The sequence below is a fragment of the Pseudomonas sp. SG20056 genome, from assembly GCF_031764535.1.
In the GTDB taxonomy this organism is placed as follows: domain Bacteria; phylum Pseudomonadota; class Gammaproteobacteria; order Pseudomonadales; family Pseudomonadaceae; genus Aquipseudomonas.
Map to the genome: position 1 here is coordinate 1713717 of NZ_CP134499.1, position 17366 is coordinate 1731082.

The 17366-nt window shown below is 62.5% G+C and carries 15 protein-coding genes; 12 read left to right on the forward strand and 3 right to left on the reverse strand.

The annotated features are described in order from the left end of the window. Nucleotides 1–8: 8 nt before the first annotated feature. Both RHP75_RS08235 and RHP75_RS08240 read left to right on the forward strand, forming a co-directional pair. Complete coding sequence (locus RHP75_RS08235) at nucleotides 9–1106, forward strand: amino acid ABC transporter permease (protein WP_311091316.1); 1098 nt, start codon at nucleotides 9–11, stop codon at nucleotides 1104–1106. Nucleotides 1107–1116: 10 nt separating this feature from the next. Then, nucleotides 1117–1881, forward strand: coding sequence for an amino acid ABC transporter ATP-binding protein (locus RHP75_RS08240; protein ID WP_305593780.1), 765 nt, complete (start codon nucleotides 1117–1119; stop codon nucleotides 1879–1881). 186 nt (nucleotides 1882–2067) lie between these two features. Here RHP75_RS08240 and RHP75_RS08245 read toward each other — a convergent pair whose 3' ends face one another. From RHP75_RS08245 to RHP75_RS08255, 3 genes are all read right to left on the reverse strand, one after another. Next, a complete protein-coding gene (locus tag RHP75_RS08245; protein ID WP_311091317.1) occupies nucleotides 2068–2472 on the reverse strand; it encodes an META domain-containing protein in 405 nt (134 codons plus the stop codon). After that, a complete protein-coding gene (locus RHP75_RS08250) occupies nucleotides 2469–2909 on the reverse strand; it encodes a hypothetical protein (protein WP_311091318.1) in 441 nt (146 codons plus the stop codon). Before RHP75_RS08250 ends, RHP75_RS08245 begins: the two co-directional genes overlap by 4 nt. Before the next feature lie 63 nt (nucleotides 2910–2972). Then, on the reverse strand, nucleotides 2973–5723 hold the full coding sequence (locus RHP75_RS08255) for an ATP-binding protein (RefSeq protein ID WP_311091319.1): 2751 nt from the start codon (nucleotides 5721–5723) through the stop codon (nucleotides 2973–2975). Between the two features lie 117 nt (nucleotides 5724–5840). Between RHP75_RS08255 and RHP75_RS08260 the strand changes: the two genes are divergently transcribed. From RHP75_RS08260 to rlmD, 10 genes are all read left to right on the forward strand, one after another. Then, entirely contained in the window at nucleotides 5841–6551 is a 711-nt protein-coding gene (locus RHP75_RS08260) for a response regulator transcription factor (protein WP_311091320.1), read from the forward strand. 3 nt (nucleotides 6552–6554) lie between these two features. Further along, nucleotides 6555–7895 (forward strand): histidine kinase sensor domain-containing protein, encoded by a 1341-nt coding sequence (locus tag RHP75_RS08265; protein WP_311091321.1) that lies wholly within the window; start codon nucleotides 6555–6557, stop codon nucleotides 7893–7895. Between the two features lie 136 nt (nucleotides 7896–8031). Continuing rightward, nucleotides 8032–10272: a TonB-dependent siderophore receptor gene (locus RHP75_RS08270; RefSeq protein ID WP_311091322.1), complete on the forward strand. Its 2241-nt coding sequence runs from the start codon at nucleotides 8032–8034 to the stop codon at nucleotides 10270–10272. A gap of 89 nt (nucleotides 10273–10361) precedes the next feature. Next, nucleotides 10362–11852, forward strand: a complete 1491-nt coding sequence (locus RHP75_RS08275) for a class I SAM-dependent methyltransferase (protein WP_311091323.1) — start codon at nucleotides 10362–10364, stop codon at nucleotides 11850–11852. Further along, on the forward strand, nucleotides 11849–12745 hold the full coding sequence (locus tag RHP75_RS08280) for an alpha/beta hydrolase-fold protein (protein WP_311091324.1): 897 nt from the start codon (nucleotides 11849–11851) through the stop codon (nucleotides 12743–12745). Before RHP75_RS08275 ends, RHP75_RS08280 begins: the two co-directional genes overlap by 4 nt. Next, nucleotides 12738–13034, forward strand: a complete 297-nt coding sequence (locus RHP75_RS08285; RefSeq protein ID WP_311091325.1) for an iron transporter — start codon at nucleotides 12738–12740, stop codon at nucleotides 13032–13034. Before RHP75_RS08280 ends, RHP75_RS08285 begins: the two co-directional genes overlap by 8 nt. Continuing rightward, entirely contained in the window at nucleotides 13031–14560 is a 1530-nt protein-coding gene (locus RHP75_RS08290) for a PepSY-associated TM helix domain-containing protein (RefSeq protein ID WP_311091326.1), read from the forward strand. Before RHP75_RS08285 ends, RHP75_RS08290 begins: the two co-directional genes overlap by 4 nt. A 1-nt stretch (nucleotide 14561) precedes the next feature. After that, on the forward strand, nucleotides 14562–14900 hold the full coding sequence (locus tag RHP75_RS08295) for a DUF3325 domain-containing protein (RefSeq protein ID WP_311091327.1): 339 nt from the start codon (nucleotides 14562–14564) through the stop codon (nucleotides 14898–14900). Between the two features lie 94 nt (nucleotides 14901–14994). Further along, nucleotides 14995–15891 (forward strand): cysteine synthase CysM, encoded by an 897-nt coding sequence (gene cysM / locus RHP75_RS08300; protein WP_311091328.1) that lies wholly within the window; start codon nucleotides 14995–14997, stop codon nucleotides 15889–15891. Beyond that, nucleotides 15891–17243, forward strand: coding sequence for a 23S rRNA (uracil(1939)-C(5))-methyltransferase RlmD (gene rlmD / locus RHP75_RS08305; RefSeq protein ID WP_311091329.1), 1353 nt, complete (start codon nucleotides 15891–15893; stop codon nucleotides 17241–17243). The genes cysM and rlmD overlap by 1 nt, the downstream gene beginning before the upstream one ends. Nucleotides 17244–17366: the final 123 nt, after the last annotated feature.

A 17366-nucleotide genomic window follows, 5' to 3' on the forward strand; every position in this document is an offset into this window, starting at 1 on the left:
GGGCAGCCATGCAAACTCATACGTTCAAACCTGATCTACCGCCACCCGCACTCAGCGTCGGTGTGCTCGGTTGGTTGCGCGCCAACCTGTTCTCCAGCTGGTTCAACACCCTGCTGACGCTGTTCGCTGCGTATCTGGTGTGGCTGATTATGCCGCCGTTGATTCAGTGGGCCTTTATCGATGCGGACTGGACCGGTACTACCCGTGCCGACTGCACCAGTGGCGGGGCCTGCTGGGTGTTTGTGCAGCAGCGCTTCGGTCAGTTCATGTACGGTTTCTACCCGAGTGAACTGCGCTGGCGCGTTGACCTGACTCTGTGGCTGGCGATCATCGGTGCTGCACCGCTGTTCGTGCCGCAGATGCCGCGCAAGGCCTTATATGGTCTGGCTTTCCTGGTGGTGTATCCGCTGCTGGCCTTCTGGCTGCTGCACGGTGGCTTTGGCGGCATGTCGACTATACCGACCAGCCAGTGGGGCGGCCTGATGCTGACCCTGGTGATCGCCGCTGTGGGTATTGCCGGCGCCTTGCCGCTGGGCATTCTGCTGGCGCTGGGACGCCGTTCGGATATGCCGGCGATTCGGGTGATCTGCGTGACCTTTATCGAGTTCTGGCGCGGGGTGCCGTTGATCACCGTGCTGTTTATGTCCTCGGTAATGTTGCCGCTGTTCCTGCCTGAGGGCCTGAGCTTCGACAAGCTGATGCGTGCACTGATCGGGGTGATCCTGTTCCAGTCGGCCTATATCGCTGAAGTGGTGCGTGGTGGTCTGCAGGCGATTCCCAAAGGTCAGTACGAGGCCGCTGCGGCCATGGGCCTGGGCTACTGGCGGATGATGGGCCTGGTGATTCTGCCGCAAGCTCTGAAGCTGGTTATCCCGGGCATCGTCAACACCTTTATTGCGCTGTTCAAGGACACCAGCCTGGTGATCATCATCGGCCTGTTCGACCTGCTCAACAGCATCAAGCAAGCCACCACCGATCCGGCTTGGCTGGGCATGGCCACTGAAGGCTATGTGTTCGCCGCGCTGATTTTCTGGATTTTCTGTTTTGGTATGTCCCGCTACTCCCAACATCTGGAGCGCAAGCTGGACACCGGCCACAAGCGTTAGGAGCTAACCCATGAGTGAAGCAAACAAACAGCCTGCGCCTGCTGACGGCATGATCCAGATGCAGGGCGTGCACAAATGGTACGGTCAGTTCCATGTGCTCAAAGACATCAACCTGAATGTGCAGGCCGGTGAGCGTATCGTGTTGTGCGGGCCGTCCGGCTCGGGCAAATCGACCACCATCCGCTGCCTCAACCGTCTGGAAGAACACCAGCAGGGGCGCATCGTTGTTGATGGCACCGAGCTGACCCACGACCTCAAGCACATCGAAGCGGTGCGTCGTGAAGTCGGCATGGTGTTCCAGCACTTCAACCTGTTCCCGCACCTGACCGTGCTGCAGAACTGCACCCTGGCACCGATGTGGGTGCGCAAGATGCCCAAGCGTCAGGCGGAAGAGATTGCCATGCACTTTCTCGAGCGTGTGCGCATTCCTGAGCAGGCCAACAAGTACCCAGGCCAGCTCTCTGGCGGCCAGCAGCAGCGTGTGGCAATTGCCCGTGCGCTGTGCATGAAGCCCAAGATCATGCTGTTCGACGAGCCGACCTCGGCCCTCGATCCGGAAATGGTCAAGGAAGTGCTGGATACCATGATTGGCCTGGCTGAAGACGGCATGACCATGCTCTGCGTAACCCACGAAATGGGCTTTGCCCGCACCGTGGCGAACCGGGTGATCTTTATGGACAAGGGCGAGATCGTAGAACAGAACGAGCCTAACGCCTTCTTCACCAATCCGCAGAACGAGCGCACCAAGCTGTTCCTCAGCCAGATCATTCACTGAGTTCCAGCCGCAACAAAAAAGGGAGCCTTTGGGCTCCCTTTTTATTTGTGCATGGTTTGTGCGCTTAGAGTCTGTTTCGGGTCCCGTGAGCTGGAGCAAAACAAGGCGCTACGTTAGTAACAACCTGCCGCTGTTACTGCGTTGTAACGCAGTTTTGCCGACGCGCAGCAGATCCGAGACGGGCTCTTATTTGCTCTCAGGCCATAGGCGCAATGGCTTGCCTTCGGCGGGCCACAGTTGCAGCTGCTCGGTGGCGGAGAAATCCCAGCGCTTTACCGTGCTCAGGCTGTCGAGAAAGCGCGCTTCCTGCTCCATCAAGGCTGGGGCGCACATCTTGCGGGTGCTGCCGGCGGCGCTGAAGCTCAGCTTGTCGCCCTCCAGGGTGTAGCTGGCAAACCAGTGGTTGCAGCCGGCGTTGCCATAGGCGCGGCCGTCGTCGCCGAGGGTGATGGTCAGGTGGCTGCGGTCGATCAGTGGACGTTCGCCGATCCATTCCACCCGGTAGCTGTGCTCGGTTTCCAGCTGTGGCGCGGATGTGGCGCAGCCTACGAGGCCGGCAGCCAGCAGGCTGATAGTCAGTACGCGTTTCATATAGCCTCCTTGTTGATGCATTTCGGGCACAGGTGCTTGGCGTTTTTCGACTGCCAGCCCAGTTCCTTGATTCGCGCTTCGGCAGCTGGCGCCTGGGCTTTTTTGCCGAGTGCGGCGTCGACGGCAAACTCGAAGTCCAGCTGCGCATCGCAGCTGTCGCAGTTGGCCTGCCAATTGAAGATCGCCAGCTCCTTGAACGCCGGGCCGGTGGCCACCGCCACCCACTGGCCACGCGGGTTGATCAGATGACGAACCTTGTCGGCCTGCAGGCGCATCGACAATTCGCGGCTACCTTTGAGGGTGACCAGCAGGGTGTCGCCGCTCTGGATCGAACCGCCATTACCGGTGACCTGGTAACGGCCCGGCGCCAAAGCACGGCATTCAATCAGGGTGTGTTCTGGGTTGAGCAGGTTGTAGCGAAAATCGTGTTCAGCCATGGAGCCTCCAAATAGGCGCAAATGCTACCACGCAGCCGCTATTGGCTGCGTTGGCCTGCTGCTTCAGGCGTTGACTTCAGCTTCGCGGGCCAGCCGATCGATGGCGGCATCCAGCTCATCCAGGGCGTGTTGGGCGGCCGGATCATTCTGTTTCAGCAGGGTTTCGCTGCGTTGGCAGGCGGCGCGCAGCTGCGGCACGCCGCAGTAGCGGGTAGCGCCGTGCAGGCGGTGCACGCGTTCGATCAGGCTGTTGCGCTCGCCGCTGTCGCGCGCCTGGCGAATGGCCTGACGGTCGCCGGGCAGGCCGGCGAGCAACATGCTCAACATATCGGCGGCCAGGTCCGCCTTGCCGGCAGCCAGGCGCAGGCCTTCGTCAGCATCTAGTACGCTGAGGTTGTTATGCGTGGTGCTGATGCCAGTGTGCTCATTGCTCTGGTTGCGCAGGGCCAGGCCGGTCCATTTGAGTACCACCTGGGCCAGTTGCCGCTCGCTGATCGGCTTGGTCAGGTAGTCATCCAGGCCGCTTTGCAGCAGGGCGCGTTTCTCGTTGGCGAGGGCGTGGGCGGTCAGCGCGACAATTGGCACCGGGCCCTGGTTGCGCTCGTTTTCCCGTTGGCGAATCGCTTCGGTGGCCTGGCGGCCGTCCATGCCGGGCATTTGTACATCCATAAAGATCAAGTCGAACGTCTGCTCGGCGGCTTTCTCCACAGCCTCATAGCCGCTGTTGGCGATGCTCACCTGTGCACCCATGTCGTCCAGCAGGGTTTGCACCAGGAGCAGGTTGGCCGGGTTGTCGTCGACGCAGAGAATCTGCGGCGGGCGACTCGGGGCGCTCTGCTTGTTTTCTGCGCGGTTCTGCCGTGGGCTGACCAGCTCGGCCAGGCCGCGTTGCAGCTTACGGGTGCAAGCGGGCTTGGCCTGCAGCTGGCTGTATGCATCCGGCAACAGGCTGTGATAGAGCGACTGTTCGGTGGTGGGGCACAGCAGCAGGGTTTTGCAGGCCAGGCGTTCGAGCTCCCAGATGCGCTGATCGAGGCGCTCCGGCGGCAAGGTCTGGGTGCTGACGCCGAGCACCGCCAGTTCGATTGGCTGGGCGCTATGTCGCGCCTCGGCCACGGCGCTGAGCAGGCTGTCGAGGTTGTCGAAGCCGCTGACCTGAAGGCCGCAGTCTTCCAGTTGATGTTGCAGGGCCTGACGCGCCAGGTCGTGGTGTTCCAGGGCGGCCGCGCGGCGGCCGAGCAGCGGTGGCCGCGGCAGGTCTTCGGCATCGTCGCGGGCCTTGGGCAGGCTCAGGGTGATCCAGAACTCCGAGCCTTCTTCAGGCGTGCTGTCGACGCCGATTTCGCCGCCCATCTGTTCGATCAGGCGCTTGGAAATCACCAGGCCCAGGCCGGTGCCGCCGGCCTGACGGCTGAGCGAGTTATCGGCCTGGCTGAAGGCCTGGAACAGCTCGCGCAGGTCGTCATCGGACAGGCCGATGCCGGTGTCCTGCACGCTGATACGCAGCTGCGCGCGGTCGGCGCTTTCGTCTTCGAGCATGGCGCGAATCACGATGGTGCCCGCACGAGTGAACTTGATCGCGTTGCTCACCAGGTTGGTCAGCACCTGCTTGAGCCGCAGCGGGTCGCCGATCAGCGACAGCGGCGTGTCGCGGTAGACCAGGCTGAGCAGCTCCAGCTGTTTGGCGTGGGCGGCGGGGGCGAGGATGGTCAGGGTGTCCTGCAGCAGATCGCGCAGGTTGAACGGAATATTTTCCAGGACCAGTTTGCCGGCTTCGATCTTCGAGAAATCGAGAATCTCGTTGATGATCGCCAGCAGGCTGTCGGCGGATTTTTCGATGGTGCCCAAGTAATCCTGCTGACGCGGGGTAAGTTCGCTTTTCTGCAGCAGGTTGGTGAAACCGAGGATGCCGTTGAGCGGAGTACGGATCTCGTGGCTCATATTGGCGAGGAATTCGGATTTGATCCGGCTGGCCTCCAGGGCTTCTTTGCGCGCCAGATCGAGTTCGATGTTCTGGATTTCGATGGTTTCCAGGTTCTGCCGCACGTCTTCGGTGGCCTGGTCGACGCTGTGTTGCAGTTCTTCCTGGGCGTTTTGCAGTGACTCGGCCATGCGATTGATGCCCGAGGCCAGTTCGTCCAGCTCATGGCTGCCGAGGGGCGGCAGGCGGGTTTCCAGGTGGCCGTCTTTAAGTTGAGCGACGCTCTGTTTGATCTGCCGCAGCGGGTCGTTGATGGTGCGGCTCATGCGCACGGCGAGCAGGGCGGTGACCATCAGCCCGGTGGCAATCAGCAGCAGGCTGGCCAGCAGGCTGCGGTAGCCGCTGAGCAGGGTGCTGTGATGGGACAGCTCCAGCTCGACCCAGCCGAGCAGCCGGGTGCCTGGCTCATCATTGGCTTTGCCGGTGATGCTCAGGTGCTGCTGATACACCGGCAACAGAAAGCGCGTGGCGTTCTGGTTGCTGTTCTGCGCGGGTTGCGGCTCGCCAGCAGCCGGCGAGGGATTAAGCATGCTCGGCCCAGCATGGGCCAGGGTGTTGCGCTCGGCGGCGAGAAAACTCACGGCACGCACATCTGGTTGATCGAGTGCCTGGCTGGCAATGCGCTGCAGCACCTCGCTGTCGCCAGCATGCAGCGCTGGCGCGGCCAATGGCGCGAGCTGCTCGATGATCATCTGCCCGCGCTGCAGCAGTTGTCCCTGCAGGCCGGACAATTGCACCCAGGTGAAATAGCCGCCCAACACCAGCGCCAACAGGCTGGTGGGCAACAGGGTGAGCATGAGCACACGGCCTTTAATGCCTAAATCCTTTAACACGCGCTGCCTCCTTGGGTGATGTTTTGGCAGTGTAGCGATTCAGCCGGCGAGAATCTGTAGGTGAGTGCAGCGTGGTTAGTAGGTAGAATTATTCTCATTTGAGTCGGTGGATTATTCGTGCTCACTTGTACCCGTCCAGCCGCGCGGATTCTTGCGGTTGAAGATGACCCGCTACTAGCCAGCCATTTGCAGCAGCATCTGCAGGACAGCGGTTATGGCGTCACCCTCAGTCGCGATGGCAGTGAAGGGCTGCGACTGGCAGCCGAGGGTGACTTCGATTTGGTCCTGATGGACATCCTGCTGCCTGGCATCAGCGGCCTGCAGGTATTGCAGAGCCTGCGTGAGCAGCGCGGCGTGCCGGTCATTCTGATGTCGGCCTTGGGTGGCGAACAGGACCGGATTGCCGGTTTCAGTCAGGGCGCGGATGACTACCTACCCAAGCCCTTCAGCATGGATGAACTGAAAGTGCGCATCGAGGCAGTGCTGCGTCGGGTGGCGTATGAACGGCGTGAATTCACTACACCGGGGTTGGATCCGCAGTTGCAGTTTGATGATTCCCGCACGGATGTGTGCCTGCGCGGGCAATGGGCGGATCTAACCCAGACTGAGTTTCGCCTGCTTGAGCTGTTTGTGCGCCATCCGGAAGGCTTGATGACCAAGGCCTTTCTCTACCAGCAGGTGCTGCGCCGCGCCTATTCACGGCACGACCGCAGCCTGGATATGCATATCAGTCATATCCGGCGCAAGTTGCTGGCTCTTGGCTATAGTGCCGGGCGCCTGGAAACCGTGTGGGGCAAAGGTTATCTCTTTACCCGCGAGGGCGTTTGAGCCATGCCGGGACGTCACTCGTTGTTCTGGCGGCTGGCTTTGCTGGTCATGGCTTTCTGCCTGCTGATCATCTGGGTTAGCTGGTCCTGGGGCGGGCGTATCGAGTTTCGCGGCTATCTGCTTAGTGAGGCGGCGCAGCAGCAACTGCTTGGCTATGCCGCTGAGGCTGAGCAGGTCTGGCGCAGCGCTGGTGCCGAAGGCGTCGAGCGCTGGGAGGCGCAGATGCAGCAGCGCGAGTCAGTCTGGCTGGCGGTGCTTGGTCGCGATTTGCGCGCCCTCGGCACGCGGACCTTGAGCCTGGCAGAAACCGAGCGGCTTACGGCCATGCGGCATATCGACTGGCCGATGAGTAAGCGCGCCAGTGGCCTGCCGGTCATTGCCTTGCCGTTTCCGCAGCAACCACAGGATGGCCAACTGGTGATCGAGTTGCCGGAGCGTTTTCTGCCGCAGGGTTTTACCTGGCACGCCCAGTTGTTGGTGCACGGCCTGCTGCCCTGCGGGCTGGCGCTGCTGCTCTGTGCTTTGCTCTATCGCCTGCTGATTACCCCGTTGCAGCACCTACGTGAGCAGGCCAACGCCCTGCGTGATGAGCAACTGAGTGTGCGCACGGCCAGTCAGATCAGTACCCGTCAGGATGAGCTGGGCGAGCTGGGCCGCGCCTTTGATCATATGGCCGAGCGCCTGCAGGGCATGCTCAGCTTACAGCGTCAGCTGCTGCGCGATCTTTCCCATGAGCTGCGTACACCCTTGAGCCGCTTGCGGGTGGCCTGTGAGAGTGGTCTGGATGCCGAGCAACTGCGTCAGCGCCTGGAGCGTGAAGTCGGCGGCATGCAGCGCCTGGTGGATGACACCCTGGAGTTGATCTGGCTGGGTACCGAGCGTCCGCAACCTGAGCTGGAAGCGATCAGCCTGCCTTCGCTGTGGGCCTTGCTGGCCGAGGATGCCTGCTTTGAAAGTGGCTGGCCGCAGGCCCAGCTGCGTTGTCTGCTGCCTGAGCACTGCTGCGTGCGCGGGCACCTCAATGGCCTGGCGCAGGCGCTGGAAAACGGTTTGCGCAATGCCATTCGGCATTCCCACCCTGGCGCAATGATCAGCCTGGATGGGCGCTTGGAGCAGGGCGAGTGGCTGTTCTGGCTGGAGGATCAGGGTGGTGGCGTGGCGGCTACGCAGCTGGAGCAGATGTTCCTGCCGTTTATTCGTTTGTCAGCGGCTCGCCCCGGCGGTGATGGCTTTGGCCTGGGCCTGGCGATTGCCCGCAGCGCCATGCAGATGCAGGGCGGGGCGATGTGGGCCGAGAACACGGGTCAAGGTTTGCGTCTGAATTTTCGGCTGAAAAGTGTATAGATTGTAAATGAGCTTTACTCACAAATAAGAATGAGTAGCATCTGCGCCGTTCCCGCGTACCGGTCGGGCTGGCGTAGCGTGTGACTGCCTGCCCTTGAGCCTGGATGCGGACCATTCGCCACAGGAGAGGGTGTTCATGCAGTCGCGATTCAAACTCAGTCATTTGTCGTTGGCCATCGTTGCGGCCAGTCTTTCCCCCTGCACGCTGTTTGCCGCCGACGTGGTAGATGCCGAGATCGATGCCCTGAGTGCAGCCGCCGAACCTACTGATGCGATCACGCTCAAGGATGCTGTGGTCACCGCCAAGCAGGAGCTCAAGCAGGCGCCGGGTGTGTCGATCATCACCGCCGAGGACATCAAGAAGCGTCCGCCGGCCAATGACCTCTCCGATGTGATCCGCCGCGAGCCTGGGGTCAATCTGACTGGTAACAGCACCAGTGGCAGCCGGGGTAACAATCGTCAGATCGACCTGCGCGGCATGGGCCCGGAAAATACCCTGATTCTGATCGATGGCCGTCCCTCCAGCTCGCGTAACGCCGTGCGTTACGGTTGGACCGGTGACCGTGACACCCGTGGCGAAACCAACTGGGTACCGGCTGAAGAAGTCGAGCGCATCGAAATCCTCCGCGGCCCGGCCGCTGCACGCTATGGCTCGGGGGCCATGGGCGGGGTGGTGAATATCATCACCAAGCGGCCGACCGAGGAGCTGCGTGGCTCGGTCACCCTGTATGCAATCCAGCCGGAAGACGACGCCGAGGGCGCCGGCCAGCGTGCCAACTTCAACCTCAGCGGTGCGCTGAACGACAGCCTGGCCTTCCGCCTGTATGGCGGCGCCAACAAGACCAATGCCGACGATGCCGGCATCAACGCCGAACGTCAGGTGGGTGCCGATACCCTGGTGGCGGGCCGTGAAGGCGTGCGCAACAAGGACATCAGCGGCCTGCTCAGCTGGCAGATAAACCCCGATCACAGCCTGGACCTGGAGGCTACCTACAGTCGTCAGGGCAACATCTACGCCGGTGACACCATGCTTAACGGCGGTGGTGCGTTTGTGAACCAGCTGTATGGCAAGGAAACCAACATTATCCAGCGCAGCAGCTACGCGCTGACCCACAACGGTGAGTACGACTGGGGCAGCTCCACTGCCTCGCTGGCTTACGACTACACCCGTAACGAGCGCCTCAACGAAGGCCTGGCGGGTGGTGGTGAGGGCGCGCCGTCGGAAGGGGCCGGGGTGTTTATGTCGCGCCTGCGCAACACCCGCGCCAATGCCGAGGTCAACTTGCCGCTGGAAATGGGCGCGCCGCAGGTGCTGACCCTGGGCGGCGAATACCTGTATGAGAGCCTGAATGACCCAGGCTCCATGCGTGCGCAAACCTGGGATCCAGGTGTCGGCGGCGTGCCAGCGATTCCTGGCTTTGACCGCAGCCAGACCAAGACCACCGCGCACAGCTTTGCCCTGTTTGCCGAGGACAACATCGAGGTAGGCGAGCGCACCATCGTCACCCCAGGGTTGCGCTATGACGACCATGAAGAGTTTGGCGGTAACTGGAGCCCGAGCCTCAACGCCTCCCATGAACTGACCGATGAGCTGACCCTCAAAGGCGGTATCGCGCGGGCCTACAAGACCCCCAACCTGTATCAGTCCAACCCCAACTACCTGCTCTACAGCATGGGCTTTGGTTGTAACGCGGCAGAAGCCAACGCCGGTGGCTGCTACCTGATCGGCAATCCGGATCTGGAGCCGGAAACCAGCATCAACAAGGAAATCGGCCTGGCCTTCGATAAAGGCACCTGGCGTACCAGCGCGACCTACTTCCGCAACGACTACAAGAACAAGATCGTTTCCAGCAACACGGCGGAGTTCCGCCTGGCGAACGGTCGTCGTGTGCAGAACTGGGAAAACTCCGGTAAAGCCGTCGTCGAAGGGGTTGAAGGCAACCTGTTCGTCACCCTTAGCCCGACGCTGGAGTGGAACACCAACTTCACCTACATGCTCGAGTCCAAGGACAAGGACAGCGGCGAGCCGCTGAGCATCATCCCCGAGTACACCGTCAACACCAGTCTGGACTGGGCCGCCACCGAGAAGCTGTCGCTGCAGGTCAGTGGCACCTACTACGGCACTCAGGAGTCCCCGAGCTACAACGCTCGGCGCAACGTGGCGATCGACAGCCAGGCGCAGAAGGACATCGATCCTTACGGCCTGATGGGCGTCAGCGCCGGCTATGCCTTCAATGAGCAGTACAGCGTGCGCATGGGGATCAACAACCTGTTCGACAAACGCATCTACCGCGAAGGCAACGCCACCGAAGCCGGGGCCAACACCTACAACGAAGCTGGGCGTGCCTACTTCGCCTCGGTCACCGCATCCTTCTAGGTCATCGTGCTCCTTACCCGTCGCTACGGCGGGTTTCGGCTCCGTCAGGCGTGTCCTGGCGGAGCCTTTTCAGTGCAGGAAAACGCTTAATGCAAGTGTGGAATCAGGGGTATCTGGCCGAGTTGCCCTATCCTCATCATGTGCAGCCGCAGTTGGCGCCCAGCTGGCTGGTGGCGCTGCAGACGGCCCTCGGGCAGCGCGCAAGTAACCTGTTGTCGGGGTTTCGCTATTGCGAGCTGGGTTGTGGGCAAGGCCTGAACAGCCTGTTGCTGGCAGCCAGCAATCCCGAGGGGCAGTTTGTGGCGGTGGATTTCAACCCCCAACATATCGCCCATGGCCGTCGACTGGCCGCCGCTGCGCAGTTGAGCAATATCGAGTTTGTGCAGGCCGATTTCACCGAGCTGCTCGGGCAACCGGGCGAGGGCTATGACTTTATCGTGGCCCATGGCGTGTACAGCTGGGTGGCGCCCGCGCAGCGTGAGGCTATCCGTGGCTTTGTCGAGCAGCGCCTCAACGCCAATGGGCTGCTGTGCCTGGGTTATATGTGTCAGCCCGGCATGGCGCCCTTGGCGGCGGCTCAGCGGTTTATCTGGCAGCACGCGCAACACAGCAAAGGTTCACCGCCGCAGCGTGTGCAGGCGGCGCTGGAGGCATTGCAGGCCTTGCAACAGGGCGGCGCCGGCTATTTTGTCGAGCAGCCTGAGATGGCCCGGCTGCTGGCGCGCAGTGCCGAGCAGGGGGTGGACTATCTGGCCCATGAGCTGCTGTGTGAGCACTGGCAGCCGTTGCCGGTGGCCGACGTTATGGCAGAGTTTGCTCGCCTCGGTTGCCAGTTGATCGGCAGCGCCATTCCACTGGAAAACATCGATGCACTGTCGCTGCCCGGTAACTGCCTGGCTGCGATTAAGGGCCTGAGTGACCCGGCGCTGCGGGAAACTGCCAAGGACCTGGCACGCAACCAAGCCCAGCGCAGTGACCTGTACCAACGCGGCGATCAGGCCCTGTCGGCCACGGCACATCGACAAGCCTTGCTGGGCAGCTGCTGGACCCTGTTACCCGCCGCGCCGGCACCGGGGGCGGTGGAATTTTCAACGCGCATCGGCCCGCTGCAGGGCGCTGCCGAGTTGTATCAGCCACTGCTGCAGGCCCTTGGTGAGGGGCCGCAGAGTTTTGCCGAACTGGCGCGGCGGCCTGCCCTGGCGGCGCAGGTCGGCCAGCTCAGCGGTGCTTTACAGCTGCTGACCTGGGCGGGCTATGCCCATCCGTTGCTGCACGCGCCGGTAGATGTTACTCGCTGCCAGGCGCTTAACCGCCTGCTGGCTGAGGGAGCGTTGCAGGGCGCCGGCTACGCGCACCTGGCTGCGCCAAGCCTGGGCGCGAGTGTGCCGGCGGATACGCTGGAAATGGCCGCCGTCCGTGTGCTGCTGGAGCATCCGCAGTTACGCGGCGTTTTACTGAGTGAAACCATTCAGGCCCTGCTACGCCGCCACGGCGTAACGGTGGAACAGGCCGCCGAGCGCGTGCAGCGCTTCGAGCAATACACCTTGCCCCGTTGGCAAGTGCTGGGGGTAGTGCCATGAAGCGCTGCTGGTTGTGGTTGTTCTGTCTGTCCTCGCTGAACGTGGTGAATGCTGCGGATTATCCCGGTTACCAACGGCTTGCGCCGTTTCATGTGCAGTCGGCAGATGCCCAGCGCAGCTATCAGGTGCAGTTGCTGGTGCCGGCGCGTGCAGCACCGGCCAGCGGCTTCCCGGTGCTTTATCTGCTTGATGGCCATGCCGCGCTGGCGGCGCTGAAGGCGCAATGGCTGGACGAGCTGAAGGAAGGGACGCCGCCGCTGCTGGTGTTTATCGGGCATACCGGTGAGCGGCCCTTCAATGTGCCGGCACGCACCCTCGACTACACCCCGGCACGCCGCGATGGCCTGCCCATGCAGGCCTTCAATGGGGTGCAGGGCGGAGGTGCTGCAGTCTTTCTGACACTGCTGGAGCAGCGCATCAAGCCGCAGGTGGCCGCACTGCAACCGGTAGATCCGACGCAACAGGCGCTCTGGGGGCATTCGTTCGGCGGGTTGTTCGTGCTCAATACCTTGTTCACCCAGCCGGCCAGCTTTAGCCGCTATATCGCCGCCAGCCCGTCGCTGTGGTGGCAGTCCGGGCTGTTGCTGGAGACTGAGCGTGACTTTGCCGGGGCCACTGCCCAGCTGTTGATCGTGCGCGGCAGTGACGAAGGCCTGCCCGGCAACGCCCGACCCGGTGTCGATCCGGCACTGCTGGAGCAGCGGCGCAAAGCCATGGCTGCGGTTCCGGCTGATGCCGCGCGGCAGATGGCCGAGCGCCTGACGCGTTGGTCGGGGCTGCAGGTGACGTATCAGGAATTTGCCGGCTTGGGCCATGGGCCGATGTTGGCCGCGTCCTTGCGGCCGGCACTGCGCATGGCGGCTGGTTTGGCGCAGGAGGGACGCGATGAGTAAGGCCGCAGGAACAACCCAGGCATGGCCGATCTGTTCACGGGTGCTGGCCGGGCTGCTGGGCGGCTATGTGTTCACCTACGCATTGACCGCTGCCCTGGCGCAGTTGCTGCCGCTGGACCGGGTGGATGCGCTGCTGATCGCCAGCTTGCTGTCATTTACCGTCTACACCCTGGCGATTCTCTGGGCGTTTGCCGCACGTAGCGTCTGGCGCGCCTGGGCGCTATTGCCAGCCGCTGCGCCGCTGGCGCTGATCGGCTTCTGGCCGCACCTGCTGGAGCGCCTGGCATGAAACAGACCCTGACCCAATCCATGGCCTGGCTGCACACCTGGGGTGGACTGCTGTTCGGCTGGCTGCTGTTCGCCATCTTTCTCACCGGCAGTCTGGCGGTTTTCGATCAGGAGATCGATCACTGGATGCAACCGGAGATCAAGCAGACGTCGGTCAGCAGCGCTCAGGCTGTCGAGCACGCCGTGGCTTACCTGCAGCGTCAGCATGCCGATGCCAGCGCCTGGAACATCAGCTTGCCCAGCGAGCGCATGCCTGCCTTGCGGGTGACGGCGGGCGACCGGCGCTCGGGCATCAGCACCTACTTGGATCCACTCACCGGTGAACCCTTGGTGGTGCGCGACACGGCCGGCGGGACATTTTTCTTTCGTTTTCACTACAGCCTGAGCATGCCACGCAACCCGGGTATCTGGATTGTCGGGTTGGCGGCGATGGCCATGCTGGTGGCGCTGATCAGCGGCATCATCATTCACAAGAAGTTCTTCAAGGAGTTCTTCACTTTCCGCCCGAACAAGGGCCAGCGCTCCTGGCTCGATGCACACAATGCCAGTGCAGTGTTGCTGTTGCCGTTTCACCTGATGATCACCTACACCGGCTTGTTGATCTTTGCCCTGATCTATATGCCGGCGGCGCTGGATAGCCTCTACAAAGGCGATTTCGCGGCGTTTTACCGCGAACACATCGACGTTATGGAGGAACCGCGTCAGGCGCCGACTCACCCGGCGCCGCTGACGGCGCTGGCTCCACTACTGGCTCAGGCCGAAGCACGTATGGGGCCGCTGAGCGGTGTGGTGATCGAGCATCCTGGGCGCAGTGATGCGCATATCGAAATGCGTCGGGTGCTGGGTAACCGGATTGCCCTGACCAAGGGCCACAACATGGTCTTCGACGGTGTCACCGGTGAGTTGTTGGCCGGGCCACCGGAGCTGCGCCCCACTGTGCTGGTGCAACGGGTGATGTTTGGCCTGCACTTTGCGCAGTTCGGCGGCTACCCGATGCGCTGGCTGTACTTCGTCTGCGGTTTGCTCAGCAGCGCGATGATCGCCACCGGGCTGGTGCTGTTTACCGTCAAGCGGCGGCGTAAATACGCCAGTGAAAGTGCGCTGGGGCAGCAGCTCTATCGCCTGGTGGAAAGCCTCAACGTGGCGACAATTGCCGGCCTGGCTGTGGCCTGCATCGGCCTGCTGTGGCTCAACCGCCTGTTACCACAAGAGCTGGCCCAGCGTGGCGGATGGGAACTACGCGGCTTCTTTGCGCTCTGGCTGCTGAGCCTGCTGCACGCCTGGCTGCGCCCGCGTCTGCAGGCCTGGCGTGAACAACTGAGCCTGGCCGCGCTGCTGTGCCTGGGCTTGCCGCTGCTCAGTGCACTCAGCTATGGCCAGGCCTGGGGCGACAGCATGCGCCTGTGGCTGGAGGTGACGGTGGTGGCACTGGGGCTGCTGCTGGCCTGGAGTGTCTGGCGTTTGCGTCAGCCACAGGTGCGACACAGCGAACGGCGGGTGCGGCACGCACAGGCGCAGGTGAATTGACATGATGACGGCATTCTTGGGCAGTCTATTGCTGGCCTACAGCAGCATGCTGGCGCTGTGTCAGGGCCTGGAGCGGCATTACAAGCAGGTCTGGGGCAGGGCGCCGACGCTGCTGCAACGTCGCGTTCTGCGTGGCGGCGGCTGGTTGCTGCTGGTGGCCAGCCTGTGGGGTTGCGCGCAAGCCTGGGGCTGGGCGATGGGGCCGGTGGGCTGGTTCGGCATGCTGTCGCTGAGCGGCTTGGCCCTGGCGCTGCTATTGCCCTATGCACCGCGCCTGGCGGTGTACGCGCCGGTGCTGGGGCTGCCGTGCTGGCTGTTGCTGTACGCTCTGGCGGGGTAATTTTGCTGCCGTGTAGTGGTGTTCGCTGATATGGCCGAGCGCAGTTTGCCGTTATCATGGCGGCCTTCTTTGCTTCTGGATCATCTCGTTCGCCATGAGCCTGCATTACCCAACCATCGCCGATTGCGTCGGCAACACCCCACTGGTGCGCCTGCAGCGCCTGCCGGGCAACACCAGCAACACCCTGCTGTTGAAGCTGGAAGGCAACAATCCGGCCGGTTCGGTAAAGGATCGTCCGGCGTTGTCGATGATTACCCGCGCCGAACTGCGCGGCGACATCCAGCCCGGTGATGTGCTGATTGAAGCCACCAGTGGCAACACCGGCATCGCCCTGGCCATGGCCGCGGCGATCAAGGGTTACCGCATGGTGCTGATCATGCCGGACAACTCCACCGCCGAACGCAAGGCGGCGATGACTGCCTACGGCGCGCAGCTGATTCTGGTCGGCGGTATGGAAGAAGCCCGCGACCTAGCCCTGCAGATGCAGGCGTATGGCAAGGGTAAAGTGCTCGATCAGTTCGCCAACGGTGACAACCCGATTGCCCACTACACCAGCACCGGTCCGGAAATCTGGCAGCAGACGGGCGGGCAGATCACCCATTTCGTCAGCTCGATGGGCACCACCGGGACCATCATGGGCGTTTCGCGTTTCCTGAAAGAGCAGAAGCCCGAGGTGCAGATCGTCGGTCTGCAGCCGATGGAAGGCGCGGCGATTCCCGGTATCCGCCGCTGGCCACAAGAGTACCTGCCGAAGATTTATCAGGCCGAGCGGGTTGATCGCATTATCGACATGGGCCAGCAGGAAGCCGAAGACGTGATGCGCCGCCTGGCGCGTGAAGAAGGCATCTTCTGCGGCGTGTCTTCCGGCGGATCGGTGGCGGCGATGTTGCGCCTGTCTCAAGAGGTCGAGAACGCGGTGATGGTGGCGATCATCTGCGACCGCGGCGACCGTTACCTGTCCAGCGGCGTTTACGACGCCCCGAGCAACTGATGGCCAAGAAAGACGGCGGTCTGCGCTTTCAACCCAGCGGTGGTTCCCGAGCGCCGCAGGTGCCGGTGGGCAAGAAGCAGAAGCTCACCATCGAGCGCCTGGCCAACGACGGCCGCGGCATCGCTTTCAGCGAAGGGCGCACCTGGTTTGTCAGCGGCGCACTGGCCAGCGAGCAGATCGAAGCGCGAGTGCTGGGTGCCCACGGCAAGGTAGTCGAGGCGCGGGTTGAGCGCATTCTCACCGCCAGTGCCGAGCGCCGCAGCGAGGCCTGCTCACATGCCAAAGTCTGCGGCGGCTGCAGTCTGCAACATATGCCCCATGCCGATCAGCTTGCCCTGAAACAGCGCATGCTCGCCGAGCAACTCAGCCGCTTGGCCAATCTTGAGCCGCAAGAGTGGGCTGCGCCATTGGTCGGCCCTGAGCTGGGCTATCGCCGCCGCGCACGGATTGCCGTGCGCTGGGACAACAAGGCCAAGCGCCTGGATGTGGGTTTTCGCGCAGCGGCGAGCCAGGACATTATCGCCATCAGCGATTGCCCAGTGCTGGTACAACCTTTGCAGCCGATCCTGCGCGCGTTACCTCAGGTGCTGCGTGCGTTGGATAAACCTCAGGCCATTGGTCATGTCGAGTTGTTCAGCGGCAGCTCCAGTGCTGTGCTGATAAGGCATACCGCTGTATTGAGCGAAGCGGACCTGGCCCGTTTACAAGCGTTCTGCATGGCACAAAATGCGCAGCTCTGGTTACACGGTACGGACGAGCCGCAGCCGTTTGATCCAGCGCAGCAGCTGAGTTATCGCTTGGATGCGTTTGATCTCGATCTGGCGTATCGGCCTGGTGATTTTGTTCAGGTCAACCAGCCGGTGAATGACGCCATGGTCGCGCAGGCGCTGGATTGGCTGGCTCCGCAGGCCGATGAGCGGGTGCTGGATCTGTTCTGCGGTCTGGGCAATTTTGCCTTGCCACTGGCCCAGCGAGTGCGCGATCTGGTGGCGGTGGAGGGCGTGCAAACCATGGTCGAGCGCGCCGCCGAGAATGCCGCGAGCAATGGCCTGGGCAATGCGCACTTTTTCCAGGCCGACCTGTCCAACCCGCTGGCCGATTCCAGCTGGGCACAGGGCGGTTTCGCTGCCGTGCTGCTGGACCCACCGCGTGACGGTGCGCTGCAGGCGGTACAGCAGATGTCGGCGCTGGGTGCCAAACGGGTGTTGTATGTGTCGTGCAACCCTACGACTTTGGCCCGTGACAGCGCCGAATTGCTGGCGCAGGGGTATCGGTTGGCACGTGCCGGTATCCTCGATATGTTTCCACAAACCGCGCACGTCGAAGCGATGGCGCTGTTTGTCAGGCAGTAGATAGAAGCGCCGTATCCCGGCGCTGCAGGGGCGCGCAGGGAGTGCGCCTTAAGTGGTTAAACCGACCGGCTCATAGAAGGCGGCGACTGTTCGGTGTGCATGCCGCGCACCGTAGGGAAGGTA